Annotated in this window: 22 protein-coding genes; 13 read left to right on the top strand and 9 right to left on the bottom strand. The window is 41.6% G+C overall.

Going from position 1 to position 19,233, the window contains the following annotated elements; translation table 11 throughout:
- Window positions 1-19: 19 nt before the first annotated feature.
- The gene (locus ACM0OT_RS17405) at window positions 20-871 is read left to right on the top strand and encodes a class I SAM-dependent methyltransferase (protein WP_414565680.1); all 852 of its coding nucleotides are present in this window, start codon (window positions 20-22) and stop codon (window positions 869-871) included.
- A gap of 48 nt (window positions 872-919) precedes the next feature.
- On the opposite strand, the gene ACM0OT_RS17410 is transcribed toward ACM0OT_RS17405, so the two are convergent.
- On the bottom strand, window positions 920-2,578 hold the full coding sequence (locus ACM0OT_RS17410) for a peptidoglycan D,D-transpeptidase FtsI family protein (RefSeq protein ID WP_414565767.1): 1,659 nt from the start codon (window positions 2,576-2,578) through the stop codon (window positions 920-922).
- Between the two features lie 245 nt (window positions 2,579-2,823).
- Window positions 2,824-3,477, bottom strand: a complete 654-nt coding sequence (locus tag ACM0OT_RS17415; RefSeq protein ID WP_414565681.1) for a hypothetical protein — start codon at window positions 3,475-3,477, stop codon at window positions 2,824-2,826.
- Between the two features lie 447 nt (window positions 3,478-3,924).
- Between ACM0OT_RS17415 and ACM0OT_RS17420 the strand changes: the two genes are divergently transcribed.
- From ACM0OT_RS17420 to ACM0OT_RS17450, 7 genes are all read left to right on the top strand, one after another.
- Window positions 3,925-4,092, top strand: coding sequence for a hypothetical protein (locus ACM0OT_RS17420; RefSeq protein WP_414565682.1), 168 nt, complete (start codon window positions 3,925-3,927; stop codon window positions 4,090-4,092).
- A gap of 399 nt (window positions 4,093-4,491) precedes the next feature.
- Entirely contained in the window at window positions 4,492-5,184 is a 693-nt protein-coding gene (locus ACM0OT_RS17425; protein WP_414565683.1) for a glutathione S-transferase family protein, read from the top strand.
- Between the two features lie 10 nt (window positions 5,185-5,194).
- The gene (locus ACM0OT_RS17430) at window positions 5,195-5,521 is read left to right on the top strand and encodes a hypothetical protein (protein ID WP_414565684.1); all 327 of its coding nucleotides are present in this window, start codon (window positions 5,195-5,197) and stop codon (window positions 5,519-5,521) included.
- A gap of 167 nt (window positions 5,522-5,688) precedes the next feature.
- Window positions 5,689-7,983, top strand: coding sequence for a 1,4-alpha-glucan branching enzyme (gene glgB / locus ACM0OT_RS17435; protein ID WP_414565685.1), 2,295 nt, complete (start codon window positions 5,689-5,691; stop codon window positions 7,981-7,983).
- 335 nt (window positions 7,984-8,318) lie between these two features.
- On the top strand, window positions 8,319-8,549 hold the full coding sequence (locus ACM0OT_RS17440; protein WP_414565686.1) for an EF-hand domain-containing protein: 231 nt from the start codon (window positions 8,319-8,321) through the stop codon (window positions 8,547-8,549).
- Between the two features lie 595 nt (window positions 8,550-9,144).
- Entirely contained in the window at window positions 9,145-9,981 is an 837-nt protein-coding gene (locus tag ACM0OT_RS17445; RefSeq protein WP_414565687.1) for a DUF874 family protein, read from the top strand.
- Between the two features lie 137 nt (window positions 9,982-10,118).
- Window positions 10,119-10,901, top strand: a complete 783-nt coding sequence (locus ACM0OT_RS17450; RefSeq protein ID WP_414565688.1) for a Uma2 family endonuclease — start codon at window positions 10,119-10,121, stop codon at window positions 10,899-10,901.
- Here the strand turns inward: ACM0OT_RS17450 and ACM0OT_RS17455 are convergent, their stop codons facing one another.
- Both ACM0OT_RS17455 and ACM0OT_RS17460 read right to left on the bottom strand, forming a co-directional pair.
- The gene (locus tag ACM0OT_RS17455) at window positions 10,902-11,786 is read right to left on the bottom strand and encodes an alpha/beta fold hydrolase (protein ID WP_414565689.1); all 885 of its coding nucleotides are present in this window, start codon (window positions 11,784-11,786) and stop codon (window positions 10,902-10,904) included.
- 57 nt (window positions 11,787-11,843) lie between these two features.
- Window positions 11,844-12,338: a HugZ family protein gene (locus ACM0OT_RS17460; RefSeq protein WP_414565690.1), complete on the bottom strand. Its 495-nt coding sequence runs from the start codon at window positions 12,336-12,338 to the stop codon at window positions 11,844-11,846.
- Window positions 12,339-12,523: 185 nt separating this feature from the next.
- Between ACM0OT_RS17460 and ACM0OT_RS17465 the strand changes: the two genes are divergently transcribed.
- From ACM0OT_RS17465 to ACM0OT_RS17480, 4 genes are read left to right on the top strand one after another with little or no spacing between them, the layout of a single operon-like run.
- Entirely contained in the window at window positions 12,524-14,008 is a 1,485-nt protein-coding gene (locus ACM0OT_RS17465; protein ID WP_414565691.1) for a CIA30 family protein, read from the top strand.
- Between the two features lie 35 nt (window positions 14,009-14,043).
- On the top strand, window positions 14,044-14,388 hold the full coding sequence (locus tag ACM0OT_RS17470) for a hypothetical protein (RefSeq protein WP_414565692.1): 345 nt from the start codon (window positions 14,044-14,046) through the stop codon (window positions 14,386-14,388).
- A gap of 25 nt (window positions 14,389-14,413) precedes the next feature.
- Window positions 14,414-14,977: a Uma2 family endonuclease gene (locus ACM0OT_RS17475; RefSeq protein ID WP_414565693.1), complete on the top strand. Its 564-nt coding sequence runs from the start codon at window positions 14,414-14,416 to the stop codon at window positions 14,975-14,977.
- 12 nt (window positions 14,978-14,989) lie between these two features.
- Entirely contained in the window at window positions 14,990-15,382 is a 393-nt protein-coding gene (locus tag ACM0OT_RS17480) for a GFA family protein (protein WP_414565694.1), read from the top strand.
- 182 nt (window positions 15,383-15,564) lie between these two features.
- Here ACM0OT_RS17480 and petE read toward each other — a convergent pair whose 3' ends face one another.
- The 5 genes from petE to ACM0OT_RS17505 all read right to left on the bottom strand — a co-directional run bounded on the left by petE (window position 15,565) and on the right by ACM0OT_RS17505 (window position 19,075).
- A complete protein-coding gene (petE, locus tag ACM0OT_RS17485; RefSeq protein ID WP_414565695.1) occupies window positions 15,565-15,981 on the bottom strand; it encodes a plastocyanin in 417 nt (138 codons plus the stop codon).
- Between the two features lie 367 nt (window positions 15,982-16,348).
- On the bottom strand, window positions 16,349-16,840 hold the full coding sequence (psbV, locus tag ACM0OT_RS17490; protein WP_414565696.1) for a photosystem II cytochrome c-550: 492 nt from the start codon (window positions 16,838-16,840) through the stop codon (window positions 16,349-16,351).
- A gap of 131 nt (window positions 16,841-16,971) precedes the next feature.
- Window positions 16,972-17,178: a hypothetical protein gene (locus ACM0OT_RS17495; protein WP_414565697.1), complete on the bottom strand. Its 207-nt coding sequence runs from the start codon at window positions 17,176-17,178 to the stop codon at window positions 16,972-16,974.
- Between the two features lie 227 nt (window positions 17,179-17,405).
- Window positions 17,406-18,242, bottom strand: a complete 837-nt coding sequence (locus ACM0OT_RS17500; protein ID WP_414565698.1) for a carbohydrate ABC transporter permease — start codon at window positions 18,240-18,242, stop codon at window positions 17,406-17,408.
- Window positions 18,239-19,075 (bottom strand): carbohydrate ABC transporter permease, encoded by an 837-nt coding sequence (locus ACM0OT_RS17505; protein WP_414565699.1) that lies wholly within the window; start codon window positions 19,073-19,075, stop codon window positions 18,239-18,241. The genes ACM0OT_RS17500 and ACM0OT_RS17505 overlap by 4 nt, the downstream gene beginning before the upstream one ends.
- Here ACM0OT_RS17505 and ACM0OT_RS17510 point away from each other — a divergent pair.
- Window positions 19,074-19,217, top strand: coding sequence for a hypothetical protein (locus tag ACM0OT_RS17510; RefSeq protein ID WP_414565700.1), 144 nt, complete (start codon window positions 19,074-19,076; stop codon window positions 19,215-19,217). The genes ACM0OT_RS17505 and ACM0OT_RS17510 overlap by 2 nt on opposite strands.
- Window positions 19,218-19,233 lie beyond the last annotated feature (16 nt).

The raw sequence follows: 19,233 nt of genomic DNA on the forward strand, positions 1-19,233 counted from the left end.
AACCATTCTGGAGATAAAAATGGCTTTTGTCAATCAAGAATCTACAGCAAAAATTACTGGTGTGGCAGAGACTTTGATGATAACCCTGTATGCTCGGTATTTAGAAACCAATCGAGATGATGGTGTAATTAAAGATGAAAAAGCTGTGGAGATAGTAGAAAAAATTGATTACGATTTTACAAAATTCATTTCAGGATGGGCTTCTTTATTAGGAAGTGCAATTAGAGCCAAAAGCTTTGATAAAGCTGTAATTAATTTTATTAAAAATCATCCCAACGCTGTAATAGTTAATTTAGGCTCAGGACTTTGTACTAGGTTTTTTCGAGTAGACAATGGCACAATTAATTGGTATGAAATTGATTTTCCCGAAGTAATTGAACTGCGGCATAAACTAATATCAGAAACAGACAGATACAAATTTATTGCTAAATCCATATTTGATGTTAATTGGATGGATGAAGTTGAGCGATTTCCTGGACAACCTATGTTGATAATTGCGGAAGGAGTATCGATGTATTTGACCAAAGAACAACATCAAAATTTGTTCAAACAAATAGGCGATCGCTTGCACAATGTAGAAATAATTATCGATGTTGTCAGTCCAGCATTTGCCAAAAATACCAAGGGTCATGATACAGTCTCGAAAACCAATGCTGAATTTAAATGGGGAATTAAGAAAATTACAGAATTAGAAACCTGGGGATTAGGAATTAAAGTTTTAGATATCGATTATTATCAAGATAATTTTGCCCGCTATCCTCACCGCTTAAAACCATTTTGGCTCAAGTATTTTACATTTATCTTGGTTCGTATATTCAGAAATTCTAGTCGTATAGTTCGGATGCAAATTACTCCAGAAACTGCCAATTAAAAAAGCTCACCAGAGAGGCAGAGGTCTTTCCCCCTTGCTCCCCACTCCCTACTCCCCACTCCCCTGACTTGGTGAAATACGTTCAATGGGAATCAACGCTTCCATCACCGCTTTCACAACTGGTGCAGCCACCGTAGAACCATACGCATTGGCTCCTTTAGGCTCATCTGCTACTGCCAAAACGACATAGCGGGGAGACTCTACTGGTAAAATACTCACGAAGCTAGTAATTCTAGCATTGGCAATATAGCCACCATTAGGACTAGCTTTTTGCGCTGTACCTGTTTTACCACCAATGCGATAACCCGGAATTTGTGCAGGCTTACCAGTGCCTTTTGAAACCACAGTTTCCATCATTTCCACCACAGTTTGGGCTGTCGCTGGGGAAAAAATTTGGCGTGGTGTGGGGCGTTCTGGTGCATAATGCATCTGCCCATTGGTATCCACCAGTCCTTGGACTACGTGGGGTGTGACCAATTTACCCCCATTAGCTAAAGCTGCGTGCATTTGCACCAACTGTAACGGTGTCAAAGAGAAACCTTGCCCAAAAGAGGTAGTCGCGGCTTCAATGGGTGAACCGAGAAATTTTGTTTGACCTTTAAACTGTCCACGAACTTCAAACGGCAAATCTGTCTCTATAGTTTGCCCTAATCCCAAGCGTTCTAGCCAATTGTAATAAACAGAGGGCTTCATTTGTTGAATGATCCGCACCATGCCAATATTGCTGGAAGTTTGGAGAATTTGAGCAATATTGATGTTCCCATAACTATTGCGTTGAGCATTTCTGATGGTGTGACTACCGATGCGAATCGAACCAGGATCATTAAACACATCATCTGGTTTAATGGCGCCATTTTCCAGAGCGATCGCCACATTCAACGGCTTAAAAGTTGATCCCGGCTCATAAAGATCCGCCACTGTCCAGTTTCTAAATAAAGAAACATCAGATTTGGAATATTCATTGGGGTTATAGGTGGGATAAGACACCAAAGCCAGTAAAGAACCATCCAAGGCATCCATGACAATTACCGCCCCCCGTTTAGCCTGAAACTTGTCCATTTGGTCTTTGAGAGCAGTACGGGCAGCCCTTTGCAAACGACTATCAATAGTCAATTGCAATCGCAAGTCATCAAAATTTAAGAATCCTTCGGGTGCATGATTTGGTAGTAGTCGCCCGTTTCCTGAACGACTTAATCGCACCGTCTGCACAGAACGTTCTAATAATTTCTCTTGACTATATTCCACACCAGCCTGACCACGACGGTCAATATTCACATAGCCCACTACATCAGCAACCAAATCCTGTTGTGGGTAAAATCGAGAGTATTTTTGAGTCAACTCCAAGCCATTTAAGCGCAAAGATCTAATGCGATCGGCAACTACTTCCGGTAGGGAAGAAGCCAATGTAATGCCACTTTTTTGGCTTTGAAAAGTTTTCACCAAATCAGCAGAAGTTTTATCCAGTATGGGGGCCAAGCGTTCTGCTATTTTTTCATTAGACTGACTAAACAACTTGGGATGGGCATACAAAATATAAACAGGACGGTCAACAGCCAACACATCATTGCTGCGGTCTACCACCAGGCGACGCGGAACAAAAGGCCGTAGATTCACCATTTGCTGATTGCGCGCCTTCTGGGTCAACTTTGGCCCCTGGATAATTTGTAGTTGATATAAATTAATAGCCAATCCCAAACTAGCAGCCATTAATATGCCCCATACCACGAACAAGCGGGATTTAGTGCTTTGGATCTGGTCTGGAGTATGAGCGCTAAACCTAGCCATAAATCCTCGTTTAGATGATTTTTGGCGTTTTTTCAACGACGGATTCCGAAAATTTCTGAATTTTAATCTACTTGGTGACTTTTGCATTGACCTGCTCAGTATCAAATGGCTTAGTTATATTGACCGTGCCAATTTTTAAATGGGAATTTAGGATTTTGGATTAACCCTTAATACCCCAGTGGCGAGGAAGTTTGCTGCGGCGTTGCTAGATTTGGCATTGTGGCAGGGGTTGGCAAAGAACTAGCAGATGGAGGGGACGTAGGTAAGAAAAGTGTCCGGGCTGGTGTTGGCGATACAAGACCTGATGTTTGCTTTTCTGCTTCCTCCGCCATTTGATTTTTCAAGGTGGCATTGGTTGTGGTTAACTGTCGCTCATAAAGTTGGAAATCTTGTAGTTTACGATACCCCTGTCCCCACAAATCTTGGGAATATACAGTCAAACCATAAACAACCAAAGTTGCGTTCACCAACAAAAACGCCACAATTGAAGAATAACGATGTGAAGTATACAACCGCAGTAACCAAAAAGGTGCCGCTCCAGAATTTGGCACTACAGGCACGTTTAAGAAGCCCGACTGTGGTCTGACCTGTGCAGCCATTACAGACTCTTTAACGGGTGAGATTGGTTGTTTAGCTAACTCTTGTACTTTAGTAGTAGATAGTGAAGAACGCCGTTTTTTGAGCGTGGGTACTGGCGGAGATTGATCTGCTACTGTAGATTCACTCAAACGCAGGGAGCGCTGCTTTTCTACAGATGGGGTAGAATTTCGTCGGAACCAATTACCTTTCGGGGAAACAGCCGATTTACGAACAGCAGTCATAAATTTTCGGAAATTAAAAATATTGTGTTTTAGATCGTTGACCTGCTTTAGTTAGGGCGAAAATTGTGTTCTGCGTCATCAGCACACTTAACACCCCATACCCCTGTAATGAGGTAACTGCACCAAATCATGGCGTCAACTAGATAAGTAGCAATATTGCATCTAAAGTATGGCAAGACAAGGCAGTAAGGAGCAAGTCCTCAACACCATGACATCCTTGTTTGTTATCAAATGTGGTAAAGTACACCTGCTCATCAAGTCACTATACTCCTCATCCAAAGAAAATAATCGGCTTACTGCATAATAACTACACCCTAAGAAATCAGCCGAAAGTATGGCTTTGAAAAATGTAATATCCAGACATCTTAAAAATCAGCAACAAATAGGTTATCTTATTCAACAGGCGAAATTTTTTTATTGCCAAAATTGGTGAAAGAGGAGTTAATTATGAAAACAAAAATCTTTGGTTTTGCTTTAATGTTGAGTTTAGCTGCGGTTCTTGGAGCTTGTGAAACTGGCACTGACGACCCAGCAGGTACCCCACCCGCAGTTACCCCCGCTCCTGGTGAGCCTACTGACGGTGTTACCCCTGCTCCCACACCAGCTACACCATAAATAAAATGTCATCTTAGAGACGGCGCCCAAAACAGGTTAGTGATAGTGCTGCTCACTACACAACTGACAATCATTAGTTTTGGGCGAATACATAACCACTTTTCTGAGAAAAATTCCTGTAGCGGTCAACTGTTCTCTAAAAAATGTTGTTTTGAAGTCAAGTAAAATCTAGAAAATTTAACTTTCTGTTGTAAGTAAATAACTTTACATACTTAATACTAAGTATGTAATAAATTACTAAAAATATGACAACTAAGTTACTGGCAACTGCTATTGAGCATTATCTATAGTTTTTTTTATGGTGAGAAAACGATTGAGGTAGATTTGCTTGGCATTGCCAAATTTTTGTAGGAAGAATTTTGTCAACGTGTTTTTTAGCTAATCTGCTAAAGTAGCTGTATGTTGCTACTGCAATTTAGTACCTCGCATTATTGTCGTAAAGCCCGCCTAGGGCTAGGTTACAAGCAAATTGATTATCAAAAGGAAAATTTAACTCCTGGGTTGCATATTCTGCGAGTTAAGCCATTAACTGGTTTAAAGACTCTGCCAGTGTTGCTACCGCAAATAGACGGACAACCGCAAGCGATCGCTGATTCCACACAAGTTTTAAAATATTTAGAAACTTACCAAAAAGCACCATCGTTTTTTTTACCCAACCATGAACAGCAGACAGAAGCCTTGATGCTAGAAGATTGGTTGGATGAAAGCATTGGTACAGCCACCAGGTTTGTGTATTATCAGTTTCGTGCTGGAGAAGGTAAGCAAATCGACCCCTCACTATCTAGCCAGATGGTAATCAAAGTAGTGAGAAAACAATATGGAATCAACGATGCTAGTGTAAAACTAGCTACCAATAGACTGACAATTGCCTTAGAAGAGTTATCTATTCGCTGGCAAAGAAGTGACTATTTGGTAGGTGACAGGTTGAGTGTAGCCGATATTGCCGCAGCTGCCTTGATGAGTCCTTTAGCACTCATACCCCACTACCGTAAGGGTTATCCCTGGTTATTTGAACGCATTATGCACATTCATCAACTGTGTAATGAACCATTACCGCCGGGGTTGAGTGAAAGAGTGGGGAGTAGGGAGTAGGGAGTAGGGAATGGGAAAGAGAAAAAAAATATTTTTATTTGGGGTTTTGAGTATCAGTACTAGTGTTTTGGTGTGGTTGTTGGGTCATTGGGGGAAACCTGTAATGGCATTACCACCGCCAGAGGATATACCAGAAGAAATATTGCGGACAGAAATTATTATAGACGCGCGATCGCCTGTGGATGGCAAACCTCTAAATGCTGCTGAATACGCACAATTACAAGAGCAACTACAAGTGAGTCCTCCACCCAAACTCAGTGCTGAGGTCAGACAAACTCTTTACCTCATACGTTTGCGTAGAGCTTTACTGCAAATTTTCCCATTTCTAGATATTTAACAATAATTACTCTTCACCAATCCCCAATCCCTAATCCCCAAAAATACTGTTGCCTCATTCTGATGTACGATAACGGTGGCGACAAAATTGCAAATAAATGTAAAGAATATATATAGATATTAGAACAGTAGATTTACTCAATCACTTTATTATACGTAGGTAGCTTCATGTCCATGACCACGATTGCCCCTGAACAGGTTAACCGTATAGTTTGGAATCAGCATCATGATCCCTTTGAAATACTAGGTTCTCACCCCATCGAACAAAATGGTAAAAATGTCTGGGCTGTGCGAGCCTACCTACCAAATGCGAGTGCCGCATGGGTAGTTCTTCCTGAACAACGTCAGGAATACCAAATGCAGACGGTACATGATCCTCACTTTTTTGAATGCACCATTGAAGTAGCAGAACTGACAAATTACCAATTAAAGATTAAAGAAGGTGAGCATGAGCGTGTCACTTATGACCCTTATGCCTTCCGTTCTCCCCGGTTGACAGACTTTGACTTACATTTATTTTCTGAAGGTAACCATCACCGCATATACGAAAAACTGGGAGCGCACCCTACAGAGATAGATGGTGTCAAGGGCGTCTATTTTGCTGTTTGGGCGCCTAATGCCCGTAATGTTTCGTTACTGGGAGATTTCAACCTCTGGGACGGTCGTAAACACCAAATGCGGAAAGGGCCTACTGGAGTTTGGGAATTATTTATTCCCGAAATCGGGGTTGGAGAACATTACAAATATGAAATCAAAAATTTTGAAGGACATATTTACGAAAAATCCGACCCCTACGGTTTCCAGCAGGAACCTCGTCCCAAAACGGCATCCATTGTTACCGATTTAAATACTTACAGTTGGGATGACGAAGAGTGGATGGAAAAACGCCGTCACACTGACCCCCTCACCCAACCTGTATCAGTCTACGAAGTGCATTTAGGCTCTTGGTTACATGGTTCTAGTTCAGAACCAGCTAAATTGCCTAACGGTGAAACAGAACCTGTAGTTATCGTTTCGGAACTCAAACCAGGCGCACGCTTTCTTACCTACAGAGAATTAGCAGATAGGCTGATTCCCTACGTCAAAGAACTAGGATACACCCATTTAGAATTGTTACCCATTGCCGAGCATCCCTTTGATGGGTCTTGGGGTTATCAAGTAACAGGGTACTATGCTCCTACTTCCCGTTTTGGTACCGCCGAAGATTTCATGTATTTTGTTGACAAATGTCACCAAAACGACATCGGCGTAATTGTGGATTGGGTTCCTGGTCACTTTCCTAAGGATGGACATGGTTTAGCTTTCTTCGATGGTAGTCATCTTTACGAACACTCTGACCCCCGCAAAGGTGAACATAAAGAATGGGGGACATTAGTATTCAACTACAATCGCCATGAAGTCAGAAATTTCTTGGTGGCAAATGCCCTCTTCTGGTTTGATAAGTATCACATCGATGGAATTCGGGTTGATGCTGTGGCTTCCATGCTTTACTTGGACTATTGTCGTAAACCAGGAGAATGGCTACCTAACCAGTACGGTGGTAGAGAAAACTTAGAAGCAGCAGAGTTTCTCCGTCAGGTAAATCACATTATCTTCAGTTATTTCCCTGGTATTCTCTCAATTGCCGAAGAATCTACTTCTTGGCCGATGGTATCTTGGCCTACCTATACAGGTGGACTGGGCTTTAACTTGAAGTGGAATATGGGCTGGATGCACGATATGCTGGATTACTTCAGCATGGACCCTTGGTTCCGCCAGTTCCATCAAAATAACATCACCTTTAGTATGTGGTACAACCACAGTGAAAACTTCATGCTGGCGTTGTCTCATGACGAAGTAGTGCATGGCAAGAGCAACATCATCGGCAAAATGCCAGGGGATAGATGGCAAAAGTTAGCTAATGTGCGTTGTTTATTTAGCTACATGTTCGCCCACCCAGGCAAGAAAACCATGTTTATGAGCATGGAGATTGGACAGTGGAGTGAGTGGAACGTCTGGGCAGACTTAGAGTGGCAATTATTGCAGTATGAAGACCACCAACAGTTAAAACAGTTTTTCCAAGATGTTAACCAACTGTACCGTTCTGAACCTGCTTTATATACCCAAGATTTTGCTCAGGATGGGTTTGAGTGGATTGATTGTAGCGATAACCGCCACAGTGTTGTTTCCTTTATGCGCCGCGATAAAGAATCTGATGACTTCGTTGTCGTAGTTTGTAACTTTACACCCCAACCCCATTCTCACTACCGCATCGGTGTACCAGAAAAGGGATTTTATACTGAGTTGTTTAATAGTGATGCTCGTCCCTACGGCGGTAGCAATATGGGCAATTTAGGCGGTAAGTGGACAGATGATTGGTCATTGCACAGTCATCCTTACTCCCTTGATTTATGTCTGCCACCTTTGGGTGTGTTGATTCTCAAGTTGGATAGGATGAAGACTGCTAAGGCATTGGAATCTTAATTGTTTCGGGGTGGGTATCGTCCATTGGTGTCAAGTTAAGGCCGATGCCCAGATGTCAACAGAGCGCGCCGCCGTTCGTCGGTGACGTTCTGTTGACAACCGCCGCATCATCTTCTGCAATGCCACAGCCTAACCATCTGGCACATACACAACCTCGCCCGATATTACTAGTACAATTTGCTGTCGCCTCACCCATTAGTAATAGAGCAATCACCCAATTTAAGCCCCAGCGATAGCCGTTTTTCCGTCTAAAGATACAAGTTTATTTAATTTTGAGAAATTAATCAGATATTAATGAGATATTAAATTGAAAAACGTTCTTCAGATAAAAACTTATGGCAACCGAGCAAGAGCTTCAATCTCTTTTTAATAATTTAGATCGCGATCAAGATGGCAAAATCTCGATTAATGAGCTTTTTTTAAGCCCTGGGTTAAGTGCAATCATTTTAGCAGAAACAGGTGTTAGTAGCCCCCAGGAATTGCTAGCGATGTATGGAGATAAAGGCGGTAGTATCACCTTTGAAGAGTTGAAACAAGTTGTTGAGAAAGCAGGAAATTTAAACTAGCAACCCAATCCCTAAAACCCAATACCAAAAAATCCCTCTCTAGCTCACGCTTTGAGGGATTTGCAATTTCTACTAGTTGACATACCTCCTCGTCTTAAAGTCCGAGGATTCCTTAACGCTTCATTGGGTTGTGCTATATTTTGTCGCGACGCGATGTTCACATATCTTGTTCCGTCTAAGTCTAAGGAAAAACTAATCCACAACCAACCCAAATCCTCAGCGTGAGAACGATCGCAATTTGGGAAGATTGAACGAATGCTCCTTGCGATAAGCCCGGAGGGTATGGCTAGCAGCCCAAGGCATGCTACCGCGGTAAGCGCAGCTATGCCCGCTAGGGCTTTACGCCTATCGCTTATTTGAAGGAGGCACTGCGAACTGGGAAGGGAGTCAAGTCAATTTTACCCACTGTACGATTATTATTCTTATATAGATATATTTATACTTAAAGACGTATTTACAAAATTCGCTCACTTTGAACTTGTGACCAATGGGTATCGTCCCACCCTTGCTAGGCGTTAATGTAGCTTACCGTAGGCGATCGCCCAAAACGGATAACATAAAAATACCTGCAATACTTTCCCACAGGTGAAAAGCTATGTCAGAAACTACTTTAGCTGCACCAGATCTTCAACTGCCACCCACCCAAGCAGAATTACCCTATGACGACGGGATACCAATGGAAAGCGCACGTCATAAAGCCCAGATGGATTTGCTAATTGATGCTTTATTCCCGTGGTTGGCAGAACGAGAGGATGGGTTTGTCGGCGGGAATATGTTTGTTTACTACAGTCTGGCCCAGGTACGCAACAAAGACTTTAAAGGGCCAGATTTTTTTGTAGTGTTGGGAGTTCCTCAAGGTGAACGTCGTAGTTGGGTAGTGTGGGAAGAAGGTAAAGCACCAGATGTAGTCATTGAGTTGCTTTCTGACAGTACAGCCTCAACAGACAAAAATGAAAAAAAACTGATTTATCAAAATCAGATGCGTGTACCAGAATATTTCTGGTTTGATCCTTTTAACCCTGATGATTTAGCTGGGTTTTCTATCCACGAAAGAGGTTATCAACCTATTCTTCCTAATGCTCAAAATCAATTAGTCACTTCATCGTTAGGTTTAGCATTACAACTGTGGGCAGGAAATTATCAAGGTATTAATGCTACTTGGTTACGCTGGGCAACTTTAGATGGGGAATTATTGCCAACTACCGCAGAAATCGCAGAACAAGAACGCCAACGTGCAGAACAAGAACACCAACGCGCAGAACAAGAACGCCAACGTGCAGAACAAGAACACCAACGGGCAAACACGGCAGAATTGCAATTACTACAAACTGCACGTAATTTACTTGAGACTGGGATGACAGTAGAACAGGTAGCTAGGTTAACAGGTTTAAATCAATCGGCAATAGAATCGCTTAACTTACCCGTTGACTAAAATCTTGCTCCTGTTGATGTTTGGACACAGTACCAGAGGCGACGTACCGAGTGCAGTAACGGAGTTAATCGCACATCCTTAAAGCAATCGAGTAATATAAAGTATGTCAGTAATGGCTACCCCATATTGAAAAAGCCATGTCAGAAATTTTTGCCGCACCAACTGTGAACCCACCCCCAAACCAAGCAGAATTACCTGACGATGACTGTATGTCGATGGAAAGCCAACGGCATAAATTACAAATGGATTTGTTGATTAATGCCTTAGTTCCTTGGTTGGCCCAGCGAGAAGATGGATATATGGGCGGCAATATGTTTGTCTACTTCAGTTTGGCGCAGTTGAACAATGAGGATTTTCGCGGCCCAGACTTTTTTGCTGTGCTAGGAGTCCCCAAGGGAGAACGTCGTAGTTGGGTTGTCTGGGAAGAGGGTAAAGGGCCAGATATTGTGATTGAATTATTATCTAAAAGTACTGCCCAAGCTGATAAAAATGGGAAAAAGCTAATTTATCAAAATCAGCTGCGCGTACCGGAATATTTCTGGTTTGATCCTTTTAACCCTGATGATTGGGCTGGTTTTTCTTTACAAAATGGGGTTTATCAACCATTATTACCAAATACGAATAATTATTTAGTTAGCCAAGTATTAGGTTTATCATTGCTACTTTGGCAAGGTATTTATCAAGGCGTTGATGCTACTTGGTTGCGCTGGGCAGATTTAGCAGGAAAGTTGCTGCCAGTTCCTGAAGAAAGCGTGTATCAAGAACAACAACGGGTAGAGCAAGAACGTCAACGAGCAGACAGAGCAGAATTTCAGTTACATCAAACAGCACGCAACTTACTTTATTCGGGGATGACAGTAGAGCAGGTAGCTAATATTACTGGTTTGTCAGAATTGGAGATAGAAGCACTGAGTATGTAGCTACAAATAGGGCTGTAATAACCCAATGAAAATTTCGGGTATTTCTAGATGGGGTAAGACTCCGGCATCAGCGATCGCCTGAAACTTTTCAATTACACTGGGATTTAAATTTGCTAAACGTCGTCCTAGTTTGATGCTAGTAAATTGTGCTTTCTCTCCCCAAAAAAGCACAGTGGGAATTTTTAATTGCTGAATATACAAACTCAAGTCAAAGTAAAGGTTTCCCCGTAAAAATGCCAAGGCGGAAAACTTGGCGTTGGGCTGTTGTGCAGAAGTTAAATAAGCTGCCACCATTTCTGGAGAAACTCTTTCTGGTTTGGCAAACAGAAAACTTTGCAGAAAATTTCTCACAGCCAATTCATTTTCCGCACCCAGGGCATAAATTAAATTGTCCAATAAAGGCGTATTAATCACTGACAGTGGTAACCTGCGTCCAGCACCTTGGCCAAAGTCATCAAATCCAGAGGGACATACCAGATATAGTTTTTGAAATAACTCAGGTTGACTAATAGCTAGGCGGATAGTCAAAGCCGCTGTTAAAGAAGAAGCCACCACCTGCACCGGCTGTTGACAAGTTTGGGTAATTAATTCGGCGATCGCGCTCAGATAATCTCTAATTTGATAATCCCGCACTGGATGAGCAGATTCACCCCAGCCAATTAAATCCGGGGCTATTATATGGTGCGTAGCCGCAAAAGCCGGGTAAACTTTAGACCATTCATACCCAGATGCCCCACCACCAAAATTGTGCAGAAACAATAAAGGCGGTAACTTTTCAATATCGGTATTTAACCAGGGCGCAGTCGTTTGAGTATAGTAAACCATTGCCCCTAAAGAGGTATGAATGACTTTATGCCCAAAGCCAGGAGGTTGAAACTGAAGCATAAAATTATACTCTTATAAAGTTTGTAATGAGGACTTTAGTCCTCTGTTGCATCCGCCCTATTTATCTCTGGTAATGTGAACCAATTGATCAAGTTGATCCCCATGAATGTGATAAGCTGTGCCGAAACCAACCACAAAACGACCAGCACTGGGAGTTAACTGGAAAATCCGAAAATCGGGTAAACCGCGCAAAACCTCAATCAATTCACCAAAACGCCCTTGAAATTGCTCAACAATATGATTCCAGGCTTCAGTATCACGCTCAATTAAAGTCGCTGTGCAATCAAAACTCAACCGACGACGCGCAAAAATTTGTTCAGTTTTAGATTCATCATCGATAAATAAGACACTGACACAAGGGTTAGCATGAAGGTTTTGCGTGTGGGTTGCCAGACCACTGACATAAATGTAAATGTTTTTGGCTGCATCCATCACAAAAGGAGTGTAACTAGCATTGGGTATTCCTTGCTTATTTACCGTGCTAATAATTACACTCTGAAATTCTTGAGGAAAATTTTTGTACTCAGCTTGAGCTTTTTCAAGTTGGTTCATCAGTAAATATTAGTTTTATTAGTAACACTTAAGTAAGTATCCTAACGCATTTGCCCCATAAGATAAAATACCAAATATTTAGCTTAATTTTAGCCAGAAATCATCTCACTCCCCGCATCAGTTAAGCGCTAGCAACTGTTTAGTTATCATGTATGTAACAAGCAGAAAATTATGAGGACGCAGTAATGGCTGACAAAAACCGTTCTCAATGGGACTTAGGCAGGTTTATTGAAACCCTAACCTATTTCGAGGTAATTCCTTTCCTTAACTGGGTGCAACAGTTAATCCAAGGTCGTCCTCAAGATCAGCAAAATCTACCCAAAGGAGGAAGATACATGGGTGTAATACTAGTTGCGGGTGCAACAGGTGGTGTGGGTAAACGAGTGGTAAGGCGACTAGTAGAACAAGGTTACAAAGTCCGGGCGCTGGTGCGAGATATTGAAAAAGCTAGGTCAATTCTTGGTAATGATATTGACATAGTGGTTGCGGATATTACTAAGCCAGAAACGTTAAATTCTGTAGTAATGTCTAACATTCAAGCGGTAATTTGTTGTACAGCAGTGCGTGTGCAGCCAGTGGAAGGAGATACACCCGATAGAGCTAAATATAATCAAGGTATTAAATTTTATCTGCCAGAAATTGTGGGTGACACCCCAGAAAACGTAGAATATCAAGGTGTGAAAAACTTGGTACAAGCTGCAGCCAAATATTTACCCCCAGCGAATGAACAATTAATATTTGATTTCACCAATCCTTCAGCGGAATTAAAAGCGGTTTGGGGTGCAGTGGATGATGTGGTTATGGGTGGTGTGAGTTCCAGCAATATGCAATTAGCGGGAAATAAAGCCGTGTTTACTGGTAACGTTTCCACTGCTAACTCAGGAGGATTTGCTTCGGTAAGAACCAAGAATTTTGAGCCACCTTTTGACTTATCGGGTTATGCAGGAGTCGAATTACGCGTCCAAGGTGACGGACAGCGTTATAAATTATTTTTACGGACAGATACTAAATGGGATGGCGTTGGTTACAGTTATTCTTTTGATACTGTAGCTGATACCTGGATGAATGTTCGCATTCCCTTTAGTGAATTGACTCCAGTTTTTCGGGCCAAAGTTGTTTCCGACTGTCCCCCAATTGATGTTAATCGGATTTCTTCTTTTCAATTGATGTTAAGTAAGTTTGAATATGATGGTGCTTTAAATCCCAAATTTACACCAGGTAATTTTGCCTTACAAGTCGAATCAATTAAAGCTTATGGCGGGGAAAAATTCCCACAGTTTGTCCTTGTGAGTTCAGCCGGGGTAACTCGTCCGGGAAGACCGGGAATTAATTTAGATGAAGAACCACCAGCGGTGCGCTTAAATGACCAATTAGGCGGCATTTTAACATGGAAGTTGAAAGGGGAAGATAGTTTAAGAGAAAGTGGTATTCCTTACACGATTATTAGACCTTGTGCATTAACTGAGGAACCAGGTGGTAAAGAATTAATTTTTGAACAAGGTGATAATATTCGGGGTAAAATCAGCCGCGAAGATGTAGCGGAACTTTGTGTGCGATCGCTCCATGAATCCCCAGCATCTAATATCACATTAGAAGTCAAATCAAGCGAAAATACTGTAAATTCCATCGATTGGCATCAGCTATTTTCTCAATTACAACCGGATAAATAAATGTAATCAAAACCTCCGATAAAGGAGTAAATTTCATGTTTCGCAGATTAATTTTTGCTGGGGTTGTGGTCATAGTTATTTGGCTGGGTTTATTATCAAATCCAGTCTCATCTCAACAAGTGGAATCCCGTTTTAATAACCTACAAGCCGACTTTAACCGTGTAGAGGCGCGCTTGAGAAGAGTTGAGTCGCAACTCAATCAACTGGGTAAATCACCCTCAGCCAGAACTACACTTACCCCACCGCAGTCAAATAATGCTAGACGTAACTTATCGCCACAAGACCAAATGTTTGATAATTTAGCTACGTTAGTTGTGGAATTAAAACAACAAGTAAATAAATTAGAAGATAGGGTTACTCAATTAGAATCTTCTCGATAAAACGAAAAATTATCGGCACACTTAAATGGTAAAAACATCTACTCAAGTTCTGACACTAGAAGACTTTTTACAATTACCAGAAACAAAACCAGCCAGCGAATATATTGATGGGCGTATTGTCCAAAAACCAATGCCGCAAGGAGAACATAGCGTCATTCAAACTGAGTTAGCCCCTGCTATCAATTTAATCTTGAAACCTAAGAAGATGGCACGGGCTTTTTGTGAACTGCGCTGTACTTTTGGCGTTCGCTCAATTGTACCGGATATTTCTGTCTTTACTTGGAGTAGAATTCCTCGCCAAGAAAATGGTGCAATTGCCAATCTTTTTCCTATTGCTCCAGATTGGACAATTGAAATACTTTCACCCAATCAAAGTCAAACTAAAGTCACGAAAAATGTTCTGTATTGTCTAAAGTATGGCGCTCAAATGGGATGGCTGATTGACCCAGAGGAAAAAGCTGTGTTTGTATATTTACCAGACCAGCCGACTGCTATTTACGATGAACCACAAGCTCAATTACCTGTACCAGTTTTTGCTAAAGATTTTAGTCTGACAGTAGAAGATTTATTTAGCTGGTTGATCGATTAAGGGGAGTGTTAAATGAAAAAGAGTTCTATTCCATCAATTACTTACGAAGGCGGATGTCATTGTGGTGCGGTGCGCTTTCGAGTAATTGTTGAAAATCATCAAGTGGAGGATTGCAATTGTTCGATTTGTAGAAAAAAGGGTTTCTTACATTTAATTGTGCCGCGAGAGCAGTTTACTTTACTGCAAGGTGAAGATAATCTGGCAACTTATACGTTTAATACTGGAATTGCCCAGCATAAGTTTTGTCAGACTTGTGGAATGCATCCTTTTTATATTCCCCGGAGTCATCCCGATGGTGTCGATGTGAATGTGCGTTGTTTAGATGGGGATGTGATGGGAAATTTTGAGATTATACCTTTTGATGGAGCGAATTGGGAAGCGAATATTCACAAGTTGGTTAAGTGAAATACAGATTTTTGAGGACTAAAGTCCTGACTACGAACTTTTATTTTTGATTAAGATTAGCGGTGATGAGTTCATTTCTCTCTTGGCGGAAATATAACTCGTCACCGCCTATCTATCATGCAGGCCACATTATGGGTACGGCGTGCTACTTTTCGTCAATTCACTAAAAAAGTGACCAAAGATTATTCAACAACTAATTTACCAACCATGCCAGCACCACGGTGGGGTTCGCAGTAGAAGGTGTATTCACCAGCAGGCGCATCTGCGGGAATGGTGGTTGTTTGAGTTTGACCAGGACTCATTAGCAATTGCTTGTGAGACAGTTCTTTGGCTAAATCAGCACTCTTAGCAGGGTTTAAAGCTGCATCAAACACAACGTTATGGGGAGGGACTTTGTTGTTTACCCACTCAACGGTGTCGCCTGGTTTAACTGTCAATTTTTTGGGTTCAAATGCCAGCATACCTTTGTCGCTACCCAATTTTACCTGGAAGGTTTCAGCTGAAGCACTGGGAGTGAAAATAGCAAAGCTGCTAACAACTAAAAGAACTGTTAATACAGTTAAAGTAAAGCGCCGCAAGCTTGCTGAAATCAATTTCATGGCTTTCTCCTAATTAAAGTTTTTATTTTCCCTTTCTCATTTTAGATAAAATCAACGCCAAAGTATGACAATCTGTCGTAGATAAAAATTTTTTTTTTAATGGCGACTAAATCCATAGCAAAATTTTGGCAATCAGCGAAGATTTCTAGGATTGCATTACACCCAAAAAATTTTGGGTAAATTTATAAAATTCCCACAGCCAAATTTTTCTAGACTATGAGTGTATGGTGAGCGATCGCCTAAATCCTATCCCAAAAAAATTCTGAGCCTAAGTCCTGAGTTTTGAGTAGTCTGGGGATAAACTTCATCTATCCCCGCACCCAGCACCCAGCACCCAGTACCCAGAAATCAGCATTCAATTAGGACTTTAGTAATAAATCTTACCACCGCCCCACTTGTCGCCCACAATTTTGGGTTGTAGGAGAATATGTCCAGCGATCGCCACTAAATCATCCTCTGTGAGATTTCTCATTTCTGTGAAAATATCTGCACTCTTGATGCTGGGATGTAATTCAGAAATTTCCTCTTCTCCGTCATAGGTGGTGGGATTTTTCATGTAGTCTACCAAGCCTTCAATATTATTCCGGTTTGGTGATGCTAAAGCTAGCGCTTCTGGTTCTAATCCCACGTTTTGGTTAGTCTTGGTAACGCCTCCAACATGACATTGGGCGCAAGCGTATTGAAATAAACGTTTGCCTTCTTTGACTTGTTTTAGGCTGAGTACAACGGTATCACCCTGAGTATTTAATGGCACTGTTCTGATAGCTTCGTCCAGTTCCACTGCTGTCGCGCCACCGACCATTAACTGAAACGTCAGCAAAACGGTAGCAACAACAACGCCAATTAGTCTTCTAAACATGTTTCCCCTTAAAGATTTTGACGCTCAACACAGCTAATAAAGCGATACTCAATCTCCATGTTGTCCAGACTAATAGCTGGTTCTTTGCCATTAGCCAATTAGCTAAAGTCCGAAATAGCATCTCTGGTAATTTAGATCTCACCCACCGAGTTCCTAGTTACCTTTGGGCGTATTCCCGACAAAATTTGGAAAATCATTGCCTTTATATCCTCTAACGCCAAACGGGTCTTTTGGTGTTTATCGGCAATTCCCAGTTGTTTAGGCAGAGAAAACAATCTTTCTACAGGGACACTGTAGTCTGCTGCTATCTCTGCAATCAGTAGGTCTGCAAAACCCATAACACTTGTTAACTGAACAGATGAGAGATTAAGTCGCTGTAATACCAATATCATGTTCAGAGCGCAATTTGTCGCCGAAAATACTGTTGCTTCTCAAGTGGGGATCAAGGGTTAATAAGTCAATAAAAATAGATATTAATTAACGTGGGGACTGGAGAACCCCTATGAGGAAGTCAAAAGTCAAAAACATTTAATTATTTCCCCCTGCTGCCTCTCATCCAACACTCTTAACCCTTCCCACCGGTAAAAGTTGCGCCTTGAATAAAGTAGCGGTTGAAAAAAGCATAAATTCCTAAGGCCGGCAGAGTGAAAATCATAGAAGCAGCCATAATATAGTTCCAATAGCTGATATATTGCCCTTTGAAGCTGTTCAGCCCCAGGGGGAGGGTAAACATTTCTGGGTCAAACAAAATAACTATGGGGAGCAAAAAATTATTCCAACTACCCATGAACACAAAAACCGCCTGGGCTGCTAAGGCTGGTTTCGCTAGAGGTAAGACAATATGCCGAAATATGCCTACAGTATTTAAACCATCTAGTTGACCGGCTTCTTCCAGTTCCTTGGGAAAATTCACAAAGAATTGCCGCATCATAAAAATAAATGTGGCATTCACCATACCAGGTACAATCATCCCTTGGTAAGAATTTAGCCAGCCCATAGCCTTCAAAATCAAAAAAGTGGGAATCAAGGTGATTTGTGCAGGGACTGCTAAAAGTGCCAAAATCAGAAAAAACCAAAAGTGTTTGCCCACAAAATTTAGTCTGGCTAAGGCATATCCCGCCATTGAATTAAATAGTAAATTCAATAATGTCACACTGACAGCAATTACCACACTATTTAAAACCCACCGCCAAAATAGAGGTTCCTGTATAAAGATTTGCCTGTAATTATCCAGGGTGAAATTCTGGGGAAAAAAATTTAATTCCCCGCTGATAATTTCCGAAAGTGGCTTAAAGGATGCGGAAATTGCCCACAAAAAGGGAATGAGAGTGAGAATTGCATACAGTGTTAAAATTATGTATAAAAGCACTTTTAGCCAAGGAAAGCGAGAAATTCCCATCATATTTTTTCGCCCCCAAAAATTCGCCGTTGAATCAAAGTTACAGCAATAATTATCCCTGCCAGCAAAAAGGCGATCGCAGCTGCATATCCCATCTGTAAGTTACGAAATACAGCTTGGTATATCAGTAAAACTACTGTTAAAGTAGCATTGTTGGGCCCACCAGTACCACCAGAGAAAATATAAGACTGGTCAAACAGTTGAAACGTACCAATTACGCCAACAGCCAGCACAAAAAACGTCACAGGTTTGAGCAAAGGAATAGTAATGTAAATAAACTGTTGCCACCAATTTGCCCCATCAAGTTCTGCCGCTTCGTAAAGCTTTTGGGGGATATCCTGCAACGCCGCTAAGTAAATCACCATATAAAACGGTGCAGTTGACCAAATATTCATAATCATGATGCCTTTGAGGGCAACGGACGGGTCACCTAACCAGTTATAGGTAGGTAGCCCGATAAAAGCGAGAACATGGTTTAATAACCCATCGGTGTTATAAATCCACATAAATATCAGGGTTAGCACCGCGGAAGATGTCACCGTGGGCAAAAAGAAGAGAATCCGCCATGAGTTTTTACCACGAATCCCAGAATTGAGAGTTACAGCCAGCAATAAAGCCAGAATTGTTTGCGTAGGCACAACAATTGCCACATATTCTGCCGTATTTCGTAAAGCAATCCCCACACGTCCGTCTTCAAGCAAGCGTGTGAAATTACGCCAGCCAATGAACTCGTACTCAATACCGCCTAAAAGCTGGACTTTATGCAAAGAGAGAAAAACCGCGTAGAAAATTGGCAGGATCACAAAACACCCCAAAACCAAAATTGTGGGCATCATGAACATATACCCAGCTAGGTTTTCAGTGAGATTTCCTCCCCGGTTAATTCGTCGTCTGAGAATTGGCAACACAAATACCTCCGCCTCATCGGCAAATTACTATAGCGATGAGTGGTCTATGATTATTAATGGTAACGGCTAGCAGAAAAACAGCGACA

Origin of the sequence: Anabaena sp. CCY 9613, from assembly GCF_963920895.1 — a bacterium.
In the GTDB taxonomy this organism is placed as follows: Bacteria; Cyanobacteriota; Cyanobacteriia; order Cyanobacteriales; family Nostocaceae; genus Cyanocohniella.